This is a genomic window from Marinilactibacillus piezotolerans (assembly GCF_900114235.1).
Taxonomy (GTDB): domain Bacteria; phylum Bacillota; class Bacilli; order Lactobacillales; family Carnobacteriaceae_A; genus Marinilactibacillus; species Marinilactibacillus piezotolerans.
Genome location: NZ_FOSJ01000018.1, coordinates 1 through 17,612 on the forward strand (window position 1 = coordinate 1; position 17,612 = coordinate 17,612).

At 34.0% G+C, this 17,612-nt stretch carries 18 protein-coding genes; 2 read left to right on the forward strand and 16 right to left on the reverse strand.

Features of this window, described 5'->3' with window-relative positions; all coding sequences use genetic code 11:
• Positions 1–174: 174 nt before the first annotated feature.
• The 3 genes from BM212_RS05890 to BM212_RS05900 all read right to left on the reverse strand — a co-directional run bounded on the left by BM212_RS05890 (position 175) and on the right by BM212_RS05900 (position 1,741).
• Positions 175–615 carry a DUF421 domain-containing protein gene (locus BM212_RS05890; RefSeq protein ID WP_072695459.1) on the reverse strand — a complete coding sequence of 147 codons (441 nt, stop codon included), beginning with the start codon at positions 613–615 and terminating at the stop codon, positions 175–177.
• Positions 616–702: 87 nt separating this feature from the next.
• Positions 703–1,275 (reverse strand): YtxH domain-containing protein, encoded by a 573-nt coding sequence (locus BM212_RS05895; protein WP_072695461.1) that lies wholly within the window; start codon positions 1,273–1,275, stop codon positions 703–705.
• A gap of 67 nt (positions 1,276–1,342) precedes the next feature.
• The gene (locus BM212_RS05900) at positions 1,343–1,741 is read right to left on the reverse strand and encodes a DUF948 domain-containing protein (protein ID WP_072695463.1); all 399 of its coding nucleotides are present in this window, start codon (positions 1,739–1,741) and stop codon (positions 1,343–1,345) included.
• Positions 1,742–2,348: 607 nt separating this feature from the next.
• Between BM212_RS05900 and BM212_RS05905 the strand changes: the two genes are divergently transcribed.
• Positions 2,349–3,245 carry a mechanosensitive ion channel family protein gene (locus BM212_RS05905; protein WP_091897211.1) on the forward strand — a complete coding sequence of 299 codons (897 nt, stop codon included), beginning with the start codon at positions 2,349–2,351 and terminating at the stop codon, positions 3,243–3,245.
• Between the two features lie 47 nt (positions 3,246–3,292).
• On the opposite strand, the gene cbpB is transcribed toward BM212_RS05905, so the two are convergent.
• The 4 genes from cbpB to racE all read right to left on the reverse strand — a co-directional run bounded on the left by cbpB (position 3,293) and on the right by racE (position 6,061).
• Complete coding sequence (gene cbpB, locus BM212_RS05910) at positions 3,293–3,778, reverse strand: cyclic-di-AMP-binding protein CbpB (protein ID WP_091897214.1); 486 nt, start codon at positions 3,776–3,778, stop codon at positions 3,293–3,295.
• A gap of 320 nt (positions 3,779–4,098) precedes the next feature.
• On the reverse strand, positions 4,099–4,611 hold the full coding sequence (locus tag BM212_RS05915; protein WP_072695469.1) for a YfcE family phosphodiesterase: 513 nt from the start codon (positions 4,609–4,611) through the stop codon (positions 4,099–4,101).
• A gap of 18 nt (positions 4,612–4,629) precedes the next feature.
• Positions 4,630–5,238 carry an XTP/dITP diphosphatase gene (locus BM212_RS05920; RefSeq protein ID WP_072695471.1) on the reverse strand — a complete coding sequence of 203 codons (609 nt, stop codon included), beginning with the start codon at positions 5,236–5,238 and terminating at the stop codon, positions 4,630–4,632.
• Positions 5,222–6,061: a glutamate racemase gene (gene racE / locus BM212_RS05925; RefSeq protein ID WP_072695473.1), complete on the reverse strand. Its 840-nt coding sequence runs from the start codon at positions 6,059–6,061 to the stop codon at positions 5,222–5,224. The genes BM212_RS05920 and racE overlap by 17 nt, the downstream gene beginning before the upstream one ends.
• A gap of 276 nt (positions 6,062–6,337) precedes the next feature.
• On the opposite strand from racE, the gene BM212_RS05930 reads away from it, so the two are divergent.
• Entirely contained in the window at positions 6,338–6,769 is a 432-nt protein-coding gene (locus BM212_RS05930; RefSeq protein WP_177206359.1) for a DUF2507 domain-containing protein, read from the forward strand.
• A gap of 173 nt (positions 6,770–6,942) precedes the next feature.
• On the opposite strand, the gene BM212_RS05935 is transcribed toward BM212_RS05930, so the two are convergent.
• The 9 genes from BM212_RS05935 to mgtE form a co-directional block, all read right to left on the reverse strand.
• On the reverse strand, positions 6,943–7,224 hold the full coding sequence (locus BM212_RS05935; RefSeq protein WP_072695477.1) for a hypothetical protein: 282 nt from the start codon (positions 7,222–7,224) through the stop codon (positions 6,943–6,945).
• 402 nt (positions 7,225–7,626) lie between these two features.
• Positions 7,627–7,938 carry a thioredoxin gene (gene trxA / locus BM212_RS05940; protein ID WP_072695478.1) on the reverse strand — a complete coding sequence of 104 codons (312 nt, stop codon included), beginning with the start codon at positions 7,936–7,938 and terminating at the stop codon, positions 7,627–7,629.
• 120 nt (positions 7,939–8,058) lie between these two features.
• Positions 8,059–10,434, reverse strand: a complete 2,376-nt coding sequence (locus tag BM212_RS05945; protein ID WP_091897220.1) for an endonuclease MutS2 — start codon at positions 10,432–10,434, stop codon at positions 8,059–8,061.
• Positions 10,435–10,574: 140 nt separating this feature from the next.
• On the reverse strand, positions 10,575–11,150 hold the full coding sequence (locus BM212_RS05950; protein ID WP_091897223.1) for a CvpA family protein: 576 nt from the start codon (positions 11,148–11,150) through the stop codon (positions 10,575–10,577).
• Positions 11,151–11,180: 30 nt separating this feature from the next.
• Entirely contained in the window at positions 11,181–11,447 is a 267-nt protein-coding gene (locus BM212_RS05955) for a cell division protein ZapA (RefSeq protein WP_091897226.1), read from the reverse strand.
• Between the two features lie 198 nt (positions 11,448–11,645).
• Positions 11,646–14,063 (reverse strand): phenylalanine--tRNA ligase subunit beta, encoded by a 2,418-nt coding sequence (gene pheT, locus BM212_RS05960; protein WP_072695486.1) that lies wholly within the window; start codon positions 14,061–14,063, stop codon positions 11,646–11,648.
• 6 nt (positions 14,064–14,069) lie between these two features.
• Positions 14,070–15,116, reverse strand: coding sequence for a phenylalanine--tRNA ligase subunit alpha (gene pheS, locus BM212_RS05965; protein WP_072695488.1), 1,047 nt, complete (start codon positions 15,114–15,116; stop codon positions 14,070–14,072).
• 356 nt (positions 15,117–15,472) lie between these two features.
• Entirely contained in the window at positions 15,473–15,814 is a 342-nt protein-coding gene (locus BM212_RS05970) for a winged helix-turn-helix transcriptional regulator (protein WP_072696184.1), read from the reverse strand.
• A gap of 126 nt (positions 15,815–15,940) precedes the next feature.
• Positions 15,941–17,302, reverse strand: a complete 1,362-nt coding sequence (gene mgtE, locus BM212_RS05975; RefSeq protein ID WP_072695490.1) for a magnesium transporter — start codon at positions 17,300–17,302, stop codon at positions 15,941–15,943.
• Between the last annotated feature and the right edge of the window lie 310 nt (positions 17,303–17,612).

Sequence of the window (17,612 nt, forward strand, 5' to 3'; positions counted from 1 at the left end):
CAACCATACTTATATTTTTCTATATAAGTATACAAAAATAGACCATATAGAGGGCACTTTTTTTAGTGTCCATTCTATAGGGTCCATTTTATATTCATAGAAAGTCTTTTTTATTTATTTGCTTATATTTTCCAAAGTATCTTCTTTAGTGTTATCTGGTTGTTTCTTCAGAACTCAAATCTTACCGTCTGTTTCCAATACAACTGCAGATACAGAATCTGTAGATGCTATCCCTTCCGAGCGAATTGCTTGAGTGATTTCGTTTTTTGATATTCGTTCCTTTTTCATATGCTTATAATAATAGTTTCCCTCATAATACAATAATGATGGCTGTGACTTTAACAATGAATTTACCATGCTGGAACGAACTGATAGCCAGCTTGATAAAAATTGTAAAACTACTAGTAAACAAAATGAAACGATACCCTCCATTAATAAAGTTTCATTATTAATTAGAATATTGGATAATACTGAACCAAGTGCGACGGTAACAACAAAATCAAAAGCATTCATTTTTGACAATGTCCGTTTCCCGGAAATCCTTAGTACTAGAACAATCAAAAAATAACATACAAATCCAACAACTAATAACCTTAGAAACGACTGAAGTGTCATACTATTATTTCTCCCTTCTATTCTTTATCCTGACAAAAAGAGACACACTAATTAAAGTGCATCTCTTTTAAAAATGATTGAAATTAATTAAATTCCAACGTTTGTATTCGTTGTCCCTTTATCATTCTTGCCATCTTCGGTAGTTTGTTCAGTACTAGTATTTTCTGTTTTTTGGCTTTTACTTTCACTTTCAGTCATTTTCTTTTCATCATAATCAAATGACATTGTACGAGATTTAGCCTCTTCTGTTCCTATACCAGTATCATTGTTCAGATTTTTTCCTTTTTCAGTTCCACCACTGACAGCATCTTTTGCTTCTTCAGCCATAGAAGCTGCTTCTTTTTTGATTTCGTTTAATGACTCTTTATGTTGATCTTTACTGCTGCTTAATGATTCAGCCACTTGACCATATGTTTTTTTAGCATTATCCATATAGTCTGAACTAGCTTTTTGAGCAGTTTCTTTTAACTCTGCGCCTTTTTCTTTGGCAAGATCAGCATAATCTTTCAATTGACCTTTTGTACGATCTGAGTGCTGAGTAATGTCTTCCCGTAATTCTTTACCAGATTTTGGTGCAAATAGTAATGCACTAACCCCTGCAATCGCAGCTCCAACAATTGTTCCCAGTAAAAATCCTTCTGATTTACTTTGTTTATTCATAACTATCCGCTCTCCTTTTCACTATCAGAATTTATTAATGATATATTATAACTCTTAAATAAAATAACTACTTGGCAATTTTATTACTGATTTTTCTTGAAACACCTAGTTTTGCTCCACGTTTAGAAGCACTACCTAAAGAAGTAGTAAGATTTCTAGTTGAATCATTCAGGCTTGATACAGAAACACCTAAGTCTCCAACAGCTTTGAATAATGGGTCAGTTAGTCCCAGTTTACCATTTACGTCGTTCAAGGTTGTATTTGTTTTATTCAACAATCCTTCAACCTCGATCAATAAATGATCTGCATCTTTCGTAATTGTGCCCAAGCTTTTGTTTGCTTCGTCGATCGTTGTATTTAATTGTGATACCACACTTGCTACTTTGAATAAAACGTAACATAGTCCTAATACTAAAACAGCAAATGCAATAGCTGCAATTAATGCTGCAATTTCTCCACCCGTCATATTAAATCCCTCTTTCATAATTTATTTACATTTTTAGAATACCATTATCTGAAACAAAAAAGCAAATAGTAAGATTGCTTATTTATTAGTATTTCAAATAATAAAGTACATTTATTGATTGTAACCGCACTTGTCATTTATATTTTATATTTTAAGGAAATAGGCTATAGTAATATAGATATTCCTAATTTCTCTTTCAGTTATTTAAATTTACACTAACTAAGAAAATTCTTACATTCTTAATATAAAATAATCTGATTTATTAGATTATACTCGATTATCATTTTGCCCAAATAATAGAACAAATAAATATTAAACTCAAACATTGAGTGATAAAATCTTTACAGATTACAAAATGTGAAATGAATACTCTGCTTTTTTTGTGTTAATCTGTTATTTTCTGGTAAAATGATGTCTTACGGTAAATTATATATAAGTAAAATTATAAAATTTTATAGAATTTATAGTATGCTATTATTAATAGATGAATTGTGCTGCATTTATTATCAGTAGCATTTATTTTTATTTTGATGTAATCTATTAAATGATTTTTGAACGTAAAATTGACTTTCAATTCAATTTTCATTATGAAAAGGAGTTATAATATATGTATTTAGCAACAGAAGATGGCAGCGTGGATGAAGTAATTGGAGAAGTCACTAAGCAGAAGAATCTACTTACGCAATTTTGGGAGTCCATTGATTGGCAAGAAATCTTAGTTTCTGCCATTATTTTAGTTTTACAGTTTTTGCTTGCATTAATAGTATTTTTTATTTTGAGAAAAGTTGGCCGATATGTTATCGAGACAGTTTTCAGGAGATATATAAAAGAAAAACACACAGTTCCAAATAGATATAATACCTTATACAAACTAAGTCAAAATATATATAATTCTGTTCTCTACTTCTTTTTGATTTATACTATTCTCGAGCTTATGGGTATTCCAGTGGGGACATTGGTAGCAGGTGCTGGAGTAATTGGTTTGGCTTTATCTCTTGGTGCTCAAGGCTTCGTTTCAGATATCGTTAATGGCTTTATGATATTACTGGAAAAACAATTAGATGTCGGCGATGTCGTAGAAATCAACAGTATACTAGGTGTGGTGGAAGATGTTAATTTGAAGACAACTAAACTCAAGGACTTTGATGGAACTATCCACTTTATACCAAATCGTTCTATTACAGTTATCAGCAATCGTTCTAGAGCCGATATGCGTGTAATGATACAGATTAGACTATTCCCAAATACTGACTTAGATAAAGTCCGTAGAGTGCTTGATAGAGTCAATCAGAACCTTATCCCCCAATACGATGAAATAACTATTGAACCTTCTGAAATTGCTTTTGTTCCTATCGGCTCTGGGCAGACAGCAGCTCAAATTATTATGTATACGAAAGCTGGTAAAGAATTTGGTGTACGAAATGCTTTCTATGAAAATTACGTCGAAGCTCTTGCTAAAGAAGGCATTGAACTGCCTAGAATCAATTTTGATACAACAGTTTAGATAAATAAAAAACAGCTTCAGATCGTTTGCTGATCTGAAGCTATTTTTTACTTTATTGAATCAGTAGTCGTTTTTTCTCTAACATCATATATCCGCTCAAATTCGTGTGCAATTCTATTTGTACCTTTTAAAATCTCACTTCTTGTTATAATCCCTTTAAAAATACGCTCTTCATCTATTACTGTAATAAAAGCATGGTTCACTAACATGTGCAATACATTTTCTAGTTCAAAATCTTCATAGACAAAAGGAAAATCTTTATCCATAATATCTTCTACATTTATTTTACCTAGCTTTTCAAAATGTACATCTTCTATATCCATAATTGCCTGCATTATTGAAGGCATTGAAATCAGACCTTGCATTCTTGATTTCTCATCCAGTACAGGAACCAGTGAATATTTGTCTGTTGTAAGTATGAGAAGCGCATGGTTCAATCGATTTTTCGTTCCTACTACCGCCACTTGATCTGCGGATTTGACTAGCTGATTGTCTTTGTCAATTAGTATGGATTTAATTTTCTCACCAATCATGGTTTCACTCCTTGTAAACGTTATTGCTCCATTATCATTCTACTATCTTTTTATCCTATACCCAAACTTTTTATCGTAATAAGTGAAAACTCTTAGATAACTCTTAAAACATTTGAACTTTATTAACTTAAATCAGTATATAAATTCTAAAATAATTACATACGTTCTTAATAAATTAAGCAAATTCTATTATTTCAATGCTTCTGCATCCACAAAAAAAGAGTAGGAACGAGCATACACATAAGTCAGATTTATTCTAAAATATGTGTATACTTTCTACCCTTCACAAAAATTTATATAAGTTTAACCTATAACCTACCTTATAATTCGATTTTCTCATTTAGTTGAGGTACTGGATTATGCTCTTCATCATAGTAGCGAACGATTCCACTATTATCTTCTAATTCTAAGATAGCATAAGTGCCTTTATGGATAGGTCCACGAGGTTGAGAAATGCTGCCTGGATTAATGAAATAAATATTATCTTCTTTATCCACTCTAGGAATATGAGTGTGTCCGTAAAAGACTACTTGTACTCCTTCTTTTTCTGCTTCCTTTTTTAAAGATGAAAAAGAAGACTTCACGTTATGCAAATGGCCATGAGCAACTAGAAACGAATTGTCATAGTATTTAACGACTGTGCTTTCTGGAAAAGCATTTGTATTATCCATATTACCTTTTACAGTATGGTAGTTCTGCCACAATGGATTTTCTTCCGTAAATTCAGAATCGCCACAATGAATCCAGAGATCTATCTCTTTTTCATATATAGAGAGAATTTCTTCCATGTGATATGTGTCTCCATGATTATCGCTAATTATCAGTGCTTTCATAAAATCATCCTTTTCTATTTAATTTTGAATCCATTCTTCTAAAACTTTTTCTAATTTACGAACTGCTACTGCTCTATGGCTGATAGCATTTTTCTCTTCATGGGTTAATTCCGCAAGTGTTTTTTCTTTTTCAGGAACATAAAATAGGGAATCATATCCAAATCCATTATGTCCTCTTGGGACTCCTAATATATAGCCATCTAGTTCTCCTTCAATGGTCAGACTGTCCCTATCTGGACCTGCTAAGGCAAGTGTACAATGGAAGTGAGCAGTCCTTTCTTCAAAAGGTAATTCTGATAATTCTCCTAAAAGTTTGGCATTATTTTTTGCATCATTCTTTTCTTCCCCTGCATATCTTGCGGAGTATACTCCTGGTTGTCCTTGAAGTGCATCTACTTTTAGTCCCGAATCATCTGCTAAAACGATCGTATTTAACTCTTTTGCTATTCCTTCAGCCTTAAGTAAAGCATTTTCGGCAAAAGTATCACCTGTTTCATCAATTTCACCCAATTCTGGATAATCATGAAGTGTATGAATCTCAAATCCGTATTTTTCAAAAATCGATTTGAATTCTGCAGCCTTTCCTTTATTTCCCGTTGCGATAATAATTCTATTTTTCTGATTCATTTAAATCTAATCCTTTCAATCTATCTATTGATACGTGTTCAACTTCTATTTCGTTCATTTCTAACCAGCTGGAAGCAATCTCTTTAAACATGTTTACAGATCCAGTCGTATAAAATTTTCTTTCATTTACTTCTTCTGTTTTTTCTTCAGCCATGTCATAATAATCCAGCAATACACTAACCTCATTAACTGTTTCTGCTCCAGAATCAATCAAGGTCACTTGTTCTCCCATAACATTCTGTATCAAAGGTCTAAGTAATGGATAGTGAGTGCACCCTAGTACAAGTGTATCTACTCTTTGTTTTTTCAAACTTTGTAAACTTTCAGTAACTACTTTCTTTGCAATTGCACTACTCAACTGATTACTTTCTACAAGTGGAACAAACTTAGGACAGGCTTGACTGAACACATGAGTTGCAGATTGTTTTTTTATAATCGCTCGTCGATACTCTCCCGATAAAATCGTTCCTTCAGTACCAATGACTCCTATTCGATTCTCTTTAGTTGTTTTTATTGCCGCCCGACTCCCAGGTAAAATCACGCCTACTACAGGAATATCCAGCTTTTTTTTCAACTCTGGCAAAGCTGCTGCTGTAGCTGTATTACAAGCAATAATTAGCATTTTAATATTTTTTTCTAATAGAAAATTTGTCAAATCCCATGTAAATTCTTTAACTTGCTCTTTTGGTCTGGGACCATATGGGCAGCGAGCTGTATCCCCTATATAATAAAAAGATTCATTCGGCAGTTGTTTTATTGCCTCTTTCATTACAGTCAAACCACCAACACCAGAATCAAGTAAACCTATCGCCATTTTACTCATCTTATAACAACCTTCTTTATTTCATTGAGCCAAGTACACTTTGCTAATATGAACTCAAGCATATTTCTGATTTATAAATATTTTCCGCATTTACTTTCCCATTTTCCCTTTTTTTAATAAAAAGCGCAAGTAGAACGTTATACGAACAAATATTAACTAGAAGGCAAAATTAAATTTAATGTAAAAAACAAATCTACTAATAAAATTTAGTTAGAAAAGTTTAGTGAACTGCGTTATAATTAAATGCATACTAGGTTAAATCATGAGGTGAAAAGTTTGTCAGAGCAAAAGATGGAAATTCAACAGTTTGAGTCACTTATCCTATTGAGAGATCGTTTGATATCTAACCTTTTAGGCGAAGATATTGATGCTATTTTATATTGGGCAGGAAAAGATCTAGCCCGAAACCAACCTGTCGAAACCGAGATTGATATCATCAAACTTTTTGGACACTATTCATTTGGATCACTTTCTCTAATTGAAGATAAAAAAAATAGAAAAGTTTATAAACTAACTGGAGAAATCGTAGAGCAGAGATTAGAAAACAGTCAAAATCCTTCCTTCTCATTAGAAACAGGATATTTGTCTCAGCAACTGCAAAAACTGTATAACATCTATTCAGAAGGAATATATGAGATAAAACGTAAGAAAAAAGAAGTTCTCTTAACTATTCAAATGGATCCTAAAGAACCAGTACCTTCAGTATAATAACAGGCTTTAAAAGCATTCTATTGAAATGAACAGACAGCTGTTTATTTTAATAAAGTGTTTTTTAGTACAAAACAAAAAAGCGCTAAGAAAAGAAGCGGCGCTAGTTGCACAAACTCAAGTCTTTTCAAAAACACTTTGTTATAATTCCTATTCACTTGTATTATTAATGATTACAAATTTACATTCAACGAAACACTATTTAAAATAGTTTCTTCTCCATCCACAATCTGTATAAATTTAACTTCCCTTGCATCCCAGCTCATCAAATCCTGAAAAGAATACTTATTCTTCCTCAAGACTACATCCAAGGGACAATCAATTTCATTATCTGCATTGTGAAACACATCTCTTGCTTCTACTAATAAATGAACTTGCTTATCCACGCATTCGACAACATACTCATACTGTGTAGTATCTTCAACTTGATTTTTAAAACTATTTCTCTGAGCCAATATAACACACTCCATTCATTCCTTTAAGTAGTCCTATTAGAATGCTGTAAGTAGTTCATAATAAAAAAGGCAGTCATTCTCTCAATTTATCTCTCATTAGATAAATCGTTCAGATAGTTCAATAATATTAGTATTTTCAACAATATCTTATGTTGGCTATATTTTATCCTAAACTATCGTATAATGATACCCGAATACCCTTATCTCTTTAATAATTATGCTTATTGTTAAAAAATAGACACATTTATCCTTATTTAATTATAGTAATTTAAGCATAAAAAGACATTCTCCCAACACGACCCATGTTCAATCTAAAACGATTATAACAATTCATAATAATTTTAGTATTTAGGTTGGATCAGAAGAATGCCTTATTGTTTAGTTAGCTGTTTTTTTCAAGAATTATTTGTGTTTAGAAAGCGTTTCTTCAATTTGCTCTTTGCTGTGATAACCAATCAACTTTTCTACGACTTCTCCATCTTTTTTTACTAATAAAGTGGGAATACTCATAATTCCAAATTTTCCAGGTGTTTCTGGATTAGCATCTACATCCATTTTATAGTAATTAACATCTCCGTTAGATTCTTCATCTAATTGATCGATAACTGGAGATTGCATACGACAAGGACCACACCAAGTTGCCCAGAAGTCTACTAATGTTAATCCTGAATCTGTTTGTTCATCAAATGTATTGTCTGTAAGTTCTTTAACCATTATAAATTCCTCCTAATAACTTTACTATTAAAAAGTAAGTTCCTATCATTGTTTTCAGTATACCAAAGATTTTTAAAAAAATCCATTAGTGGGTTTTATTTATTAGACTATTTTTATAATCTATTTAAAAACAACATTCGTAGCGCCATTTCCTCCTTGATTTGCTGGTGCATCATTAAAAGATTTGACTTGAGGATGTTTCTTTAAATAATTTTGAACAGCTTTTCTAACTGCTCCAGTACCCATTCCGTGGATAACTGTTACTTTGGGATAATTTGAGAGTATTGCCTGATCAATATACTGGTCTAATTGGTTCAAAGCCGCTTCCACTCTCTCACCTCTTAAATCTATTTCAGTCGATACAGAACCCATGGAAGTTGATTTCAATGAAGTCTGACTGTAGTTTGGTTCTTTTTCTTGTTGAGTAGGTGTTAGATCGCTCTCATTAAGTTTCATTTTTAGCATACCCATTTGTACGACCCACTGTTTATTCCCGGATTTTTCAACTATTGTCCCTTTTTGGCCCAATGACTCTACTTGAACAGTGTCTCCTGGTTTTAGTTCTTTCTTACGTTTTTGTTTTTGTAATATTTTATTTTTCTTCAGATTTTCTTCTTCTGATTTTAAATTGGATAATTTAGTCTGTGCTTCTATAAACTCATGCTCTTTAACCACAGATCCTTGTTGCCCCTGCAGCTGACGAACCCTTAGCTCTTCGATAATTTTTTCTGTGTCTTTTTGAGCTTTTTCTACGATTCGATTTGCTTCTTTTTGAGCTTTTTTCTTTAATTCTTCTTTTTCTGCTTCATATTCTTTAAAAGCATTTCTCAGTTCTTTATGCAAGGCTTGGGCATTTTTCAATTCTTCTTGGACTTTAATCGTTTCCAGATTAGCCTGCTTTCTTTTGTTTTCAAGGTCTTGGATCATTTCATCCACACTCTGACTTTCCCCACTCATCAGTTGTCTTGCAGATTCAATAATCATATTATTTAATCCCAGTCTTTTAGCAATCTCAAAGGCATTACTGCGTCCGGGGATTCCGATTAAAAGTTTATACGTAGGACTCAAGGTCTCTACATCAAATTCCATACTGGCATTAATTGTTTGAGGTCGATTATAACCATATGCCTTTAGTTCAGGATAATGAGATGTAATGAGTACATAACTTCCTTTTGCAGCAATAGCATCTAGCATTGCAATTGCTAAAGCAGCTCCTTCTTGCGGATCTGTACCCGCTCCTAATTCATCTAGCAAAACTAAACTCTGATCATCGATTTTACTTAAAATCTCAACAATATTCGTCATATGAGAAGAAAAAGTTGATAGACTTTGTTCAATTGACTGCTCATCTCCTATATCAGCAAATACACTAGAAAAAATTCCCATAACACTATGCTCAGCTACTGGAATCTGCAACCCTGACTGTGCCATTAGTTGAAGCAATCCTAATGTTTTGAGCGCTACAGTTTTCCCCCCTGTATTTGGCCCTGTAATAATCATTGTCTGATATTCTTCGCCTAATATGATGTCATTTGCAACTACTTCGTTTTCTTCTAGTAATGGATGTCTAGCCTGTAAAAAGGAGACCGCATTATTCTCACTGATTAAAGGTTTGATTCCTTTAATTTCTTGAGCATATTTCGCTTTTGCGTTGATAAAATCTAGTAAAGTCAAGACCGTCATATTCTGATCGATTTCTGCTGTATGAGGCATGATTACATTTGTGATTTCAGCTAATATCTTTTCAATTTCGCTGCGTTCTTCACTTTGATACTGTTTTAAACGATTATTAAGATCCACAACACTTTGCGGTTCAATAAACAATGTTTGTCCCGTAGAACTCTGATCATGAACCACCCCACCGAATGTAGTTCTATTTTCCTGCTTGACGGGTATAACATACCGGTCATTTCTCATCGTGATAATTGCATCAGTAAGAAACCTTGCCTGGCTTCCTCTTACGATGCTTTCTAATTTTTGACGTACTCTACTTTCTGTCTGCTTTATTCCAGTTCGTATACCCCTTAAAGCTGCACTGGCATCATCAAGAACATATCCACCTTCATCTACGACAGAAAAAATGGCTTTCTCAAGTGGTCTTAATGCTATAAATTGATCACTGGTTTTATATAGTTGTTTTAACTCGATTTCATCTTCTTTTAGTTGTTCAAAAAACTGATCAATCTCGCGTACACTCTTAATTACTTTTCCAATTTGTGCAACTTCTTTTCCATTCAACGATGCTCCGATATTGGCTCGCTTCAGATGCGGTCTGACATCAATAAAAGGAGATAAAGGAATTCCACCTTTCATTCGTAAAATCCTTACACCATCATCTGTCTCTTCTTGCTTTTCTTTAACTTCATTATAATTTGAAGAAGGAGAAAGAGCTCGTATCTTTTCTTTTCCCAAATATGAAACAGCATGTTTAGATAGCTGATTGATTACTTTAGGAAAATCTAATGTTTTAAATGACTTTTCAATTTTCATCTTCATTCTATCAAGCCTCTCTAGTTTTTATATCCGTCATTAAAAAAAGTGTTGCTAGAAAAAAGCAGATTCGCTTTTCCTTTCTAGAGCAACACCATTCTTTATTTAACCTTGATGTTTAATATTACTTTAAACGACCATAAGTTTTATTCTTCAACACCGTCTTCTTGAATGCCTTCTTCGATCCACCAGTTATATAGATCAGTGGACAATTCCGGTGTTTCTGAAACTATTGTTCTTGCAAGTACACTAGACTCAAATTGGTTTTGAATCATCTGGATTGGAATCGTTGATAACAAGAATAAAATCAGAAAAACTCCAACATATTCAACGATAAAGCCAACGATTGCTCCACCAATTGCATTCACTTGTTTCAGCACTGGAATTTCAGTTAAAAAGTTCAGCAGTCCTCCAACAAATCTAGTAATGATCCACCCAATGAATAGAATACCAATAAATGCAACACCATTATAGAATCCCTGATCTAAATTAAAAATGAATTCTTTTCCATAAAGTACGAAAGGACTTGTCTCTGATGATCCGGGACTAGGGTAAGGAACCATCATTTCAACCAGATCACTTATTTGCTGATAATATTCTAAGGCAAAATAAAAAGAGATTGCATATCCAATTGTCAAAACTAACTGTAATATCAGTCCTCTTTTAAACCCACTATATAAAGATAATAATAATAATACGAGAATGATTAATGTTAATAACATTTTTTGCTCCTTAATGGCTATTTATTTAATTTATGAAAGTTTTTCTTCCAACTCTTTGATTCGTTCTTCAAGCTTAATCATTTTCTTCTTCATTTCTAACTGATCGGAAACTGCATTGATAGCCATCAACATTGCTCTTTTTTCTGAGTCTAGTCCTTTAGTCATTTTCTGAAGTTGAGTCATTTGTTCATCTACTGTCTGTGCTACTACTTGCATATGTTTTTCTGAACGAGGACCAACTATTGTATAAGTTTCCCCTGCTATTTTTGCTTTAAACCTTCTTTTTTCATCAGGCATACATCAGCCTCCTAGATATGCAAATTCTATATTATAATAACATGAAAAAATAATTCTTGCATCATTTGGTGACCGTTTTCTAATGTTGCTGGTAGGTCTCAGTGAATCCTGCTATTTTTTTATTATTTTGCCACAAAAAAAGGGCTCTTATTTGAGAGCCCTTTTTTTGTATAAATCCAGCTAGATAATTAATCTGTTTTATCTTATTTCTGCATCAAGATCTTTCTGCAAAGCTTCCTTCACTTTCTCAAAATCTTTATTTACTTCTTCTTCTTTCAATGTTGCTTCCGGGTTCAAATAGGCTAATGAATAAGCAATTGACTTTTTACCAGGTTGGATATGTTCCCCTTGATATAGATCAAACAGACGAACTTGTTGTAACCATTTCCCGCCATTTGATTTGATTACATTCATAACCTCTTTATGACTAACAGATTCTTGAACCAGCAATGCAATATCGCGTGAAGTTCCTGGATATTTTGGAATAGCTTCATAAAGTACAGAATTTTTTTCTGCTTTAACAAGTGCATCTATATTTAATTCAAAAACATACGTATCTTCTAAATCAAATAAGTGTGTAACTTGAGGATGAATCTGACCAATCAACCCAATCTTTTTCTCTCCCAGATAAATTGCAGCGGTACGACCAGGATGCAAATCGTCAAATGAGCTGGTTGCCACATATTGAATGGTCTCTTTAATTCCGATAGTTTCAAGTAATTCTTCAACAATCCCTTTTAATGAATAGAAATCAACTGGTTTAGCAGAATCCGACCATGTTTTTTCTGCTAAATCCCCTGATAATAAACCGGCAACATGTTCCTCTTCTAACGGTAAGGTTCCAGTTTGATTGTCATAAAAAACATGTCCTACTTCGTAAAGAGCAATATTTTTTGCTTGTCTTGCTGCATTATATGCCGCATTATCCACTAATCCACTGATCAGGCTTAATCTCAGTGTCTGGTGTTCTTCACTCATTGGCCAGTCCAGATTAGTCGTTGCTGATCGTTTCAGACTGAATCTTTTTGCTTTTTCAGGTGTCGTTAGAGCATAGCTGATTGTTTGCGCTAATCCACTGCCTTCTAAAAATCTATGAATAAAGCGTGTCAACCGTTGCTTATCATCTAATTCGCCTGGAGTTGACTCCATTACCGGCAAGGTCGACGGTATATTGTTATACCCATATACTCGTGCAACTTCCTCAAGCAAGTCAGCTTCAATTGAAATGTCCCATCTTCGAAGCGGAACCGAAACAGTAAATTTATCTTCAGTCAGTGTATATTCAAATTGCAAACGTGCAAATACAGAAGCAACTTCTTCTAATGAAAGTCTGGTTCCTAATACATGGTTGATTCTTTCCAGTGTAATAGACACTCTTTTTTCTAAAGGATCAGTAGATTCGATTTCAGCTATACCTGATACGATCTGACCTTCACTGATTTCGGCAATTAACGCAGCTGCATGATCTAAAGCAGCTTCCACAGTTCCTAAATTCAATCCACGTTCAAATCTTGAACTAGATTCACTTCTCAAATTCAAAGACTGTGCTGTCTTACGTATCAATGAAGAAGCAAATACAGCTGATTCAATCGCTACTGTCTTAGTTGTTTGTGTTACATGAGAATTCTGTCCACCCATAACCCCAGCCAGTGCCACTGGCTGCTGTCCGTTAGTGACAACAAGATTTTCTTGATTTAATATTCTTTCTTGCCCATCAAGTGTTATAATTTTTTCATCTTGATTTGCTCTTCTGACATAGATTTCTTTTGAGTCTAAAGCATCATAGTCGAATGCATGAAGCGGCTGTCCATATTCAAGCATAATATAATTTGTTACATCAACTACTGAATCGATCGGTCTGATTCCCGCATTCATTAATTTTCGCTGCAGCCACAGTGGACTTTCTTTAACTGTTACATCTTTTACTATACGCAGCTTATAATAGGGTGTATCTTGTTTACTTTCAACTGAAACATCCACATAGTTCTCAATAGACTCATCCGCATTTTCGGATAAAGACATTTCTTTAAAATCTGGTTTCTGAGACAGAATTGTTCCTACTTCGTAGGCAACTCCTCGCATACTCATCGCATCAGCTCTGTTTGGTGTGATATCTAAATCAATAATGATATCATCCAGCCCTAAATATGATAACGCTTCTTCTCCCACTATAGCTTCTTCTGGCAAAGTATAGATTCCGTCTTCTGTACGCTTAGGAATTACTGAATCTGAGAATCCTAGCTCATCTAATGAGCAAATCATTCCATTTGATACATGTCCTCTTAGCTTACTTTTTTTAATTTTGAAATTCCCAGGAAGCCTTGCTCCTGGTAAGGCGACGACTACTTTCTGGTTTTTGGCTACATTTGGTGCACCACAAACGATCTGGTAGAGTTCTGCTTCCCCTACATCCACTTGTGTAATATTTAAATGGTCAGAACCTTCCATTCTTTCGACTGAACGGACTTCTCCAACAACTAATTTTTTCAGACCTTCTCCTGGTACGATCAGACTATCTACTTCAATTCCCGTTAGTGTAATCTGATCAGCTAACTGCTCTGGAGTTGTATTTTCTAAGTTTAAATATTCTTTTAACCAATTATATGATGCTTTCATTATACCCTACCCTTTCACCTTGAATTGTTTTAAGAAACGCTGATCATTTAAGTAGAAGTTTCTGATATCATCTACTCCATATTTCAACATTGCAATACGGTCTGGTCCTAGTCCAAAGGCGAATCCACCGTAGATTTCAGGGTCTACTCCAGACATTTTTAAAACTTCAGGATGTGTCATTCCGGCTCCAAGAATTTCTATCCAGCCAGTATGTTTACAGACATTACAGCCTTTTCCTCCACACTTGAAACAACTTACATCTACTTCAACAGAAGGCTCAGTAAATGGGAAATAGCTTGGTCGTAATCGGATTTCCCGATTCTCCCCAAACATTTTTTTAGCAAGTGTTTCAAGTGTTCCTTTTAGATCAGCCATTGTAATATGTTTATCAATTACCATACCTTCAATCTGATGGAACTGGTGAGAATGCGTTGCATCATCTGTATCACGACGATAGACTTTCCCTGGACTGATCATTTTAAGTGGTCCCTTTGAAAAATCATGTGTTTCTAACGTTCTAGCCTGCAGGGGCGAAGTATGGGTACGCATTAAAATTTCAGAGGTAATATAAAAGGTATCTTGCATATCACGAGCGGGATGGTTTTGGGGTAGATTCACTCGTTCAAAATTATAATAATCCTCTTCAACTTCATTTCCTTCAACAATTTGATAACCCATTCCTAAAAATAAATCTTCAATCTCTTCTATGATCTGTGTGATTACATGGCTTTGTCCTTTTCTCGGTCTAATTCCCGGCAGCGTTACATCTAGTGTTTCTTCTGACAAGCGTTTATTCAATGCTTCTTTTTCAATCGTTTCTCTAGTCACTGCCATCTGATTTGTCAAATTGTCACGTACCTGGTTAGCTAACTGTCCAATAATTGGACGTTCGTCAGCTGACAGATTTTTCATGCCCTTTAATACTTGTGTCAATTCTCCTTTTTTTCCTAAATATGACACGCGCAAAGTCTCAAGCTCTTCTAATGTCGAAACGGATTTGATCTCCTGTGTTGCTTTATCTGCTAATGCAGCTAATTTCTCTTTTAAGTCCATTGATGTACTCCTTTATTCTTTTTATGTATTTTTATTTTTACTTTTTTGTATAGAAAAAGACCTCATCCCAATATAGGGACGAGGTCAACACGCGGTACCACCCTTGTTTAGAGACGGACTCATCCAGACTCTACACTTTTGCATAACGGCGCATACCGAGATTCCTGTTATCTGGAAATCTACTTTAATAGATAGTTTATACTTACTATGAACTATCCAAGCGGTGAAAGTGAACTTCATCCCGTTTCCTATCCGAACATTTTCAGCCTATGATATTCGGTCTCTTGATATTTCACTGAACTACTCTTTTTCACCATAGTTTTAATAGATTAAGTTATACTCTTAATTAAATTGAATTAGGCTTGATGACATTCTTCTTCACTGATCCATTCGTCCGCCCAGGATTGTACTTCTTTCATTACACTTTCCAGTGCAAGACCTTTAGTTGTTAAACAATATCCTGATCTAAGCTCACAATTTTCATCCAACTCTTTAGTAACGATACCAGTTTGTTCCAGTTCTTTTAATCTTTCTACAAGGACACGATCACTTACTTCTGGAATGGATTGAGAAAGGTCTTTGAAGCGATGAGGACCTTCCAACAAAACATCGATTATAAGTCCGGTCCATTTTTTCCCTAAAATAGAAAAAGTTTGTTCAAATTTAGGGCAAATGATTTTATCTTGTGTTATTTCAATCATGTATGTTCACCTCTACTTTCAGACAATTAATAGTATACCACCATTTTTTACTTATTGTAAGAACATATAATTATTTTCCATACATTTTATCTATTTTGTTCAAAAATTGCAAGATTTTATTATTTATAGATAGTTTATAAGAGAAGTTGCTATTGTAAAATACACAATCAGTCCCATTGTATCATTCAACGTAGTGATAAAAGGTCCTGATGCAACCGCTGGATCTATATTGAACTTGTTGATAATAACTGGAATAACGGAACCAGTAACTGAAGCCAAACTGACGGATAAGAAAATAGAAGCCCCAATAATAACTCCTAAAACAGGATTCCCATAAATGACCATAACAATTCCAATCATTACGACTGCTGCTAAAATACCGATCATCATTCCAGCAGTAAATTCTTGTCTGACAGTTTTAAAAAAACTATCTTTATCTTTGTCATCAATCGTAAGATTTCTAACAGCCACCGCTAATGATTGTGTTCCTACATTCCCAGCAGTTCCCATGATCATTGGTATGAATGCAGCTAATATCACTACAGATTCTAAAGTTTCTTCAAAATAACTGATCAGACTGCTTGTAAGTAATCCTAAGAATAATAAAATAATGATCCAAGGTGCTCTAGACTTTGCAGCTTTGAATGGAGACATTTTTTTATCATCCGTTCCTCTGCGGATACCAGCAAATTCATTAAAATCCTCCGTAACCTCATCTTGGATAACATCCATTACATCGTCAACTGTTACGATCCCTAACATAGAACCATCATAGGCTAGAACAGGAAGCGCAAGTAGATCATAATCCTGTATGATTTGTGCAACACGCTCCTGATCTTCATCTACTCGTACAGAGACTACTTGAGAGTACATCAAAGATTCCACTGTCTCTTCTTCAGAAGACAATAATAAATCTCTTAGTGAAAGTACGCCCAGTAAATGTTCTTTCTCATCTACCACATACAAATAATAAATTGTTTCAGCATGGTGTCCGATTTGACGCAATCTCCTGATAACTTCTTTAGTAGTGGCTTTATAATTAATAGAAATAAATTCTTTCGTCATGATCGAACCGGCGGTCTCCGGAGCATAGGAAAGTAATTCTTGTACTCTATCACTTTCTCGCTTATCCATCATCGATAACAGTAACTGATTATCTGTTTCATCACTATTTGTCAAAAAATGAGCAACATCATCGGCCGCCATATGGTTGAATACTTTTGCCATATACTCATCAGGCAAGTATTGAACAGCATCTTCCTGATCTTCTGTATCCATCCATTCAAAAATCTCTGAAAATTCTTCTGGAGTAAGGAAATCAGCTATTTTCGCTTTTTTTTCCGGATATAATAGATGAAAGATTGCATGCTGATCTCTATCATGTAATTGTAAAAATAATTTTCTGAATTTTTCCCGGTCATTTTTTTTTGCTGCTTGAAATATTTTATTGTAATGTTTTTGTTCTGTTGTTTTAACTATTCTCATTACTAGTCACTCATTTCATGTTTAAATTTTTGAGAAGACATACATTCTAGATGTCCACTTAACAAACTATGTTTTAATTCAAAGAATAATATCGAACTGGGAGCACTATCCATATGCCTCACCTCCAAAATTTAAATTACAAAATGACTAATTTAGTTTCTTGATTTTTTTAAGACTCCAGAGATTGAACACCTCTTTAATTCTTTCCATAAAAAAAACACGCCTTTGAGCATGCAAACAAAATGAATTACTAGTCATTAATACTGCACCTCTAAACTGGTAACTGCGAATATCCACATTATCCAATTTT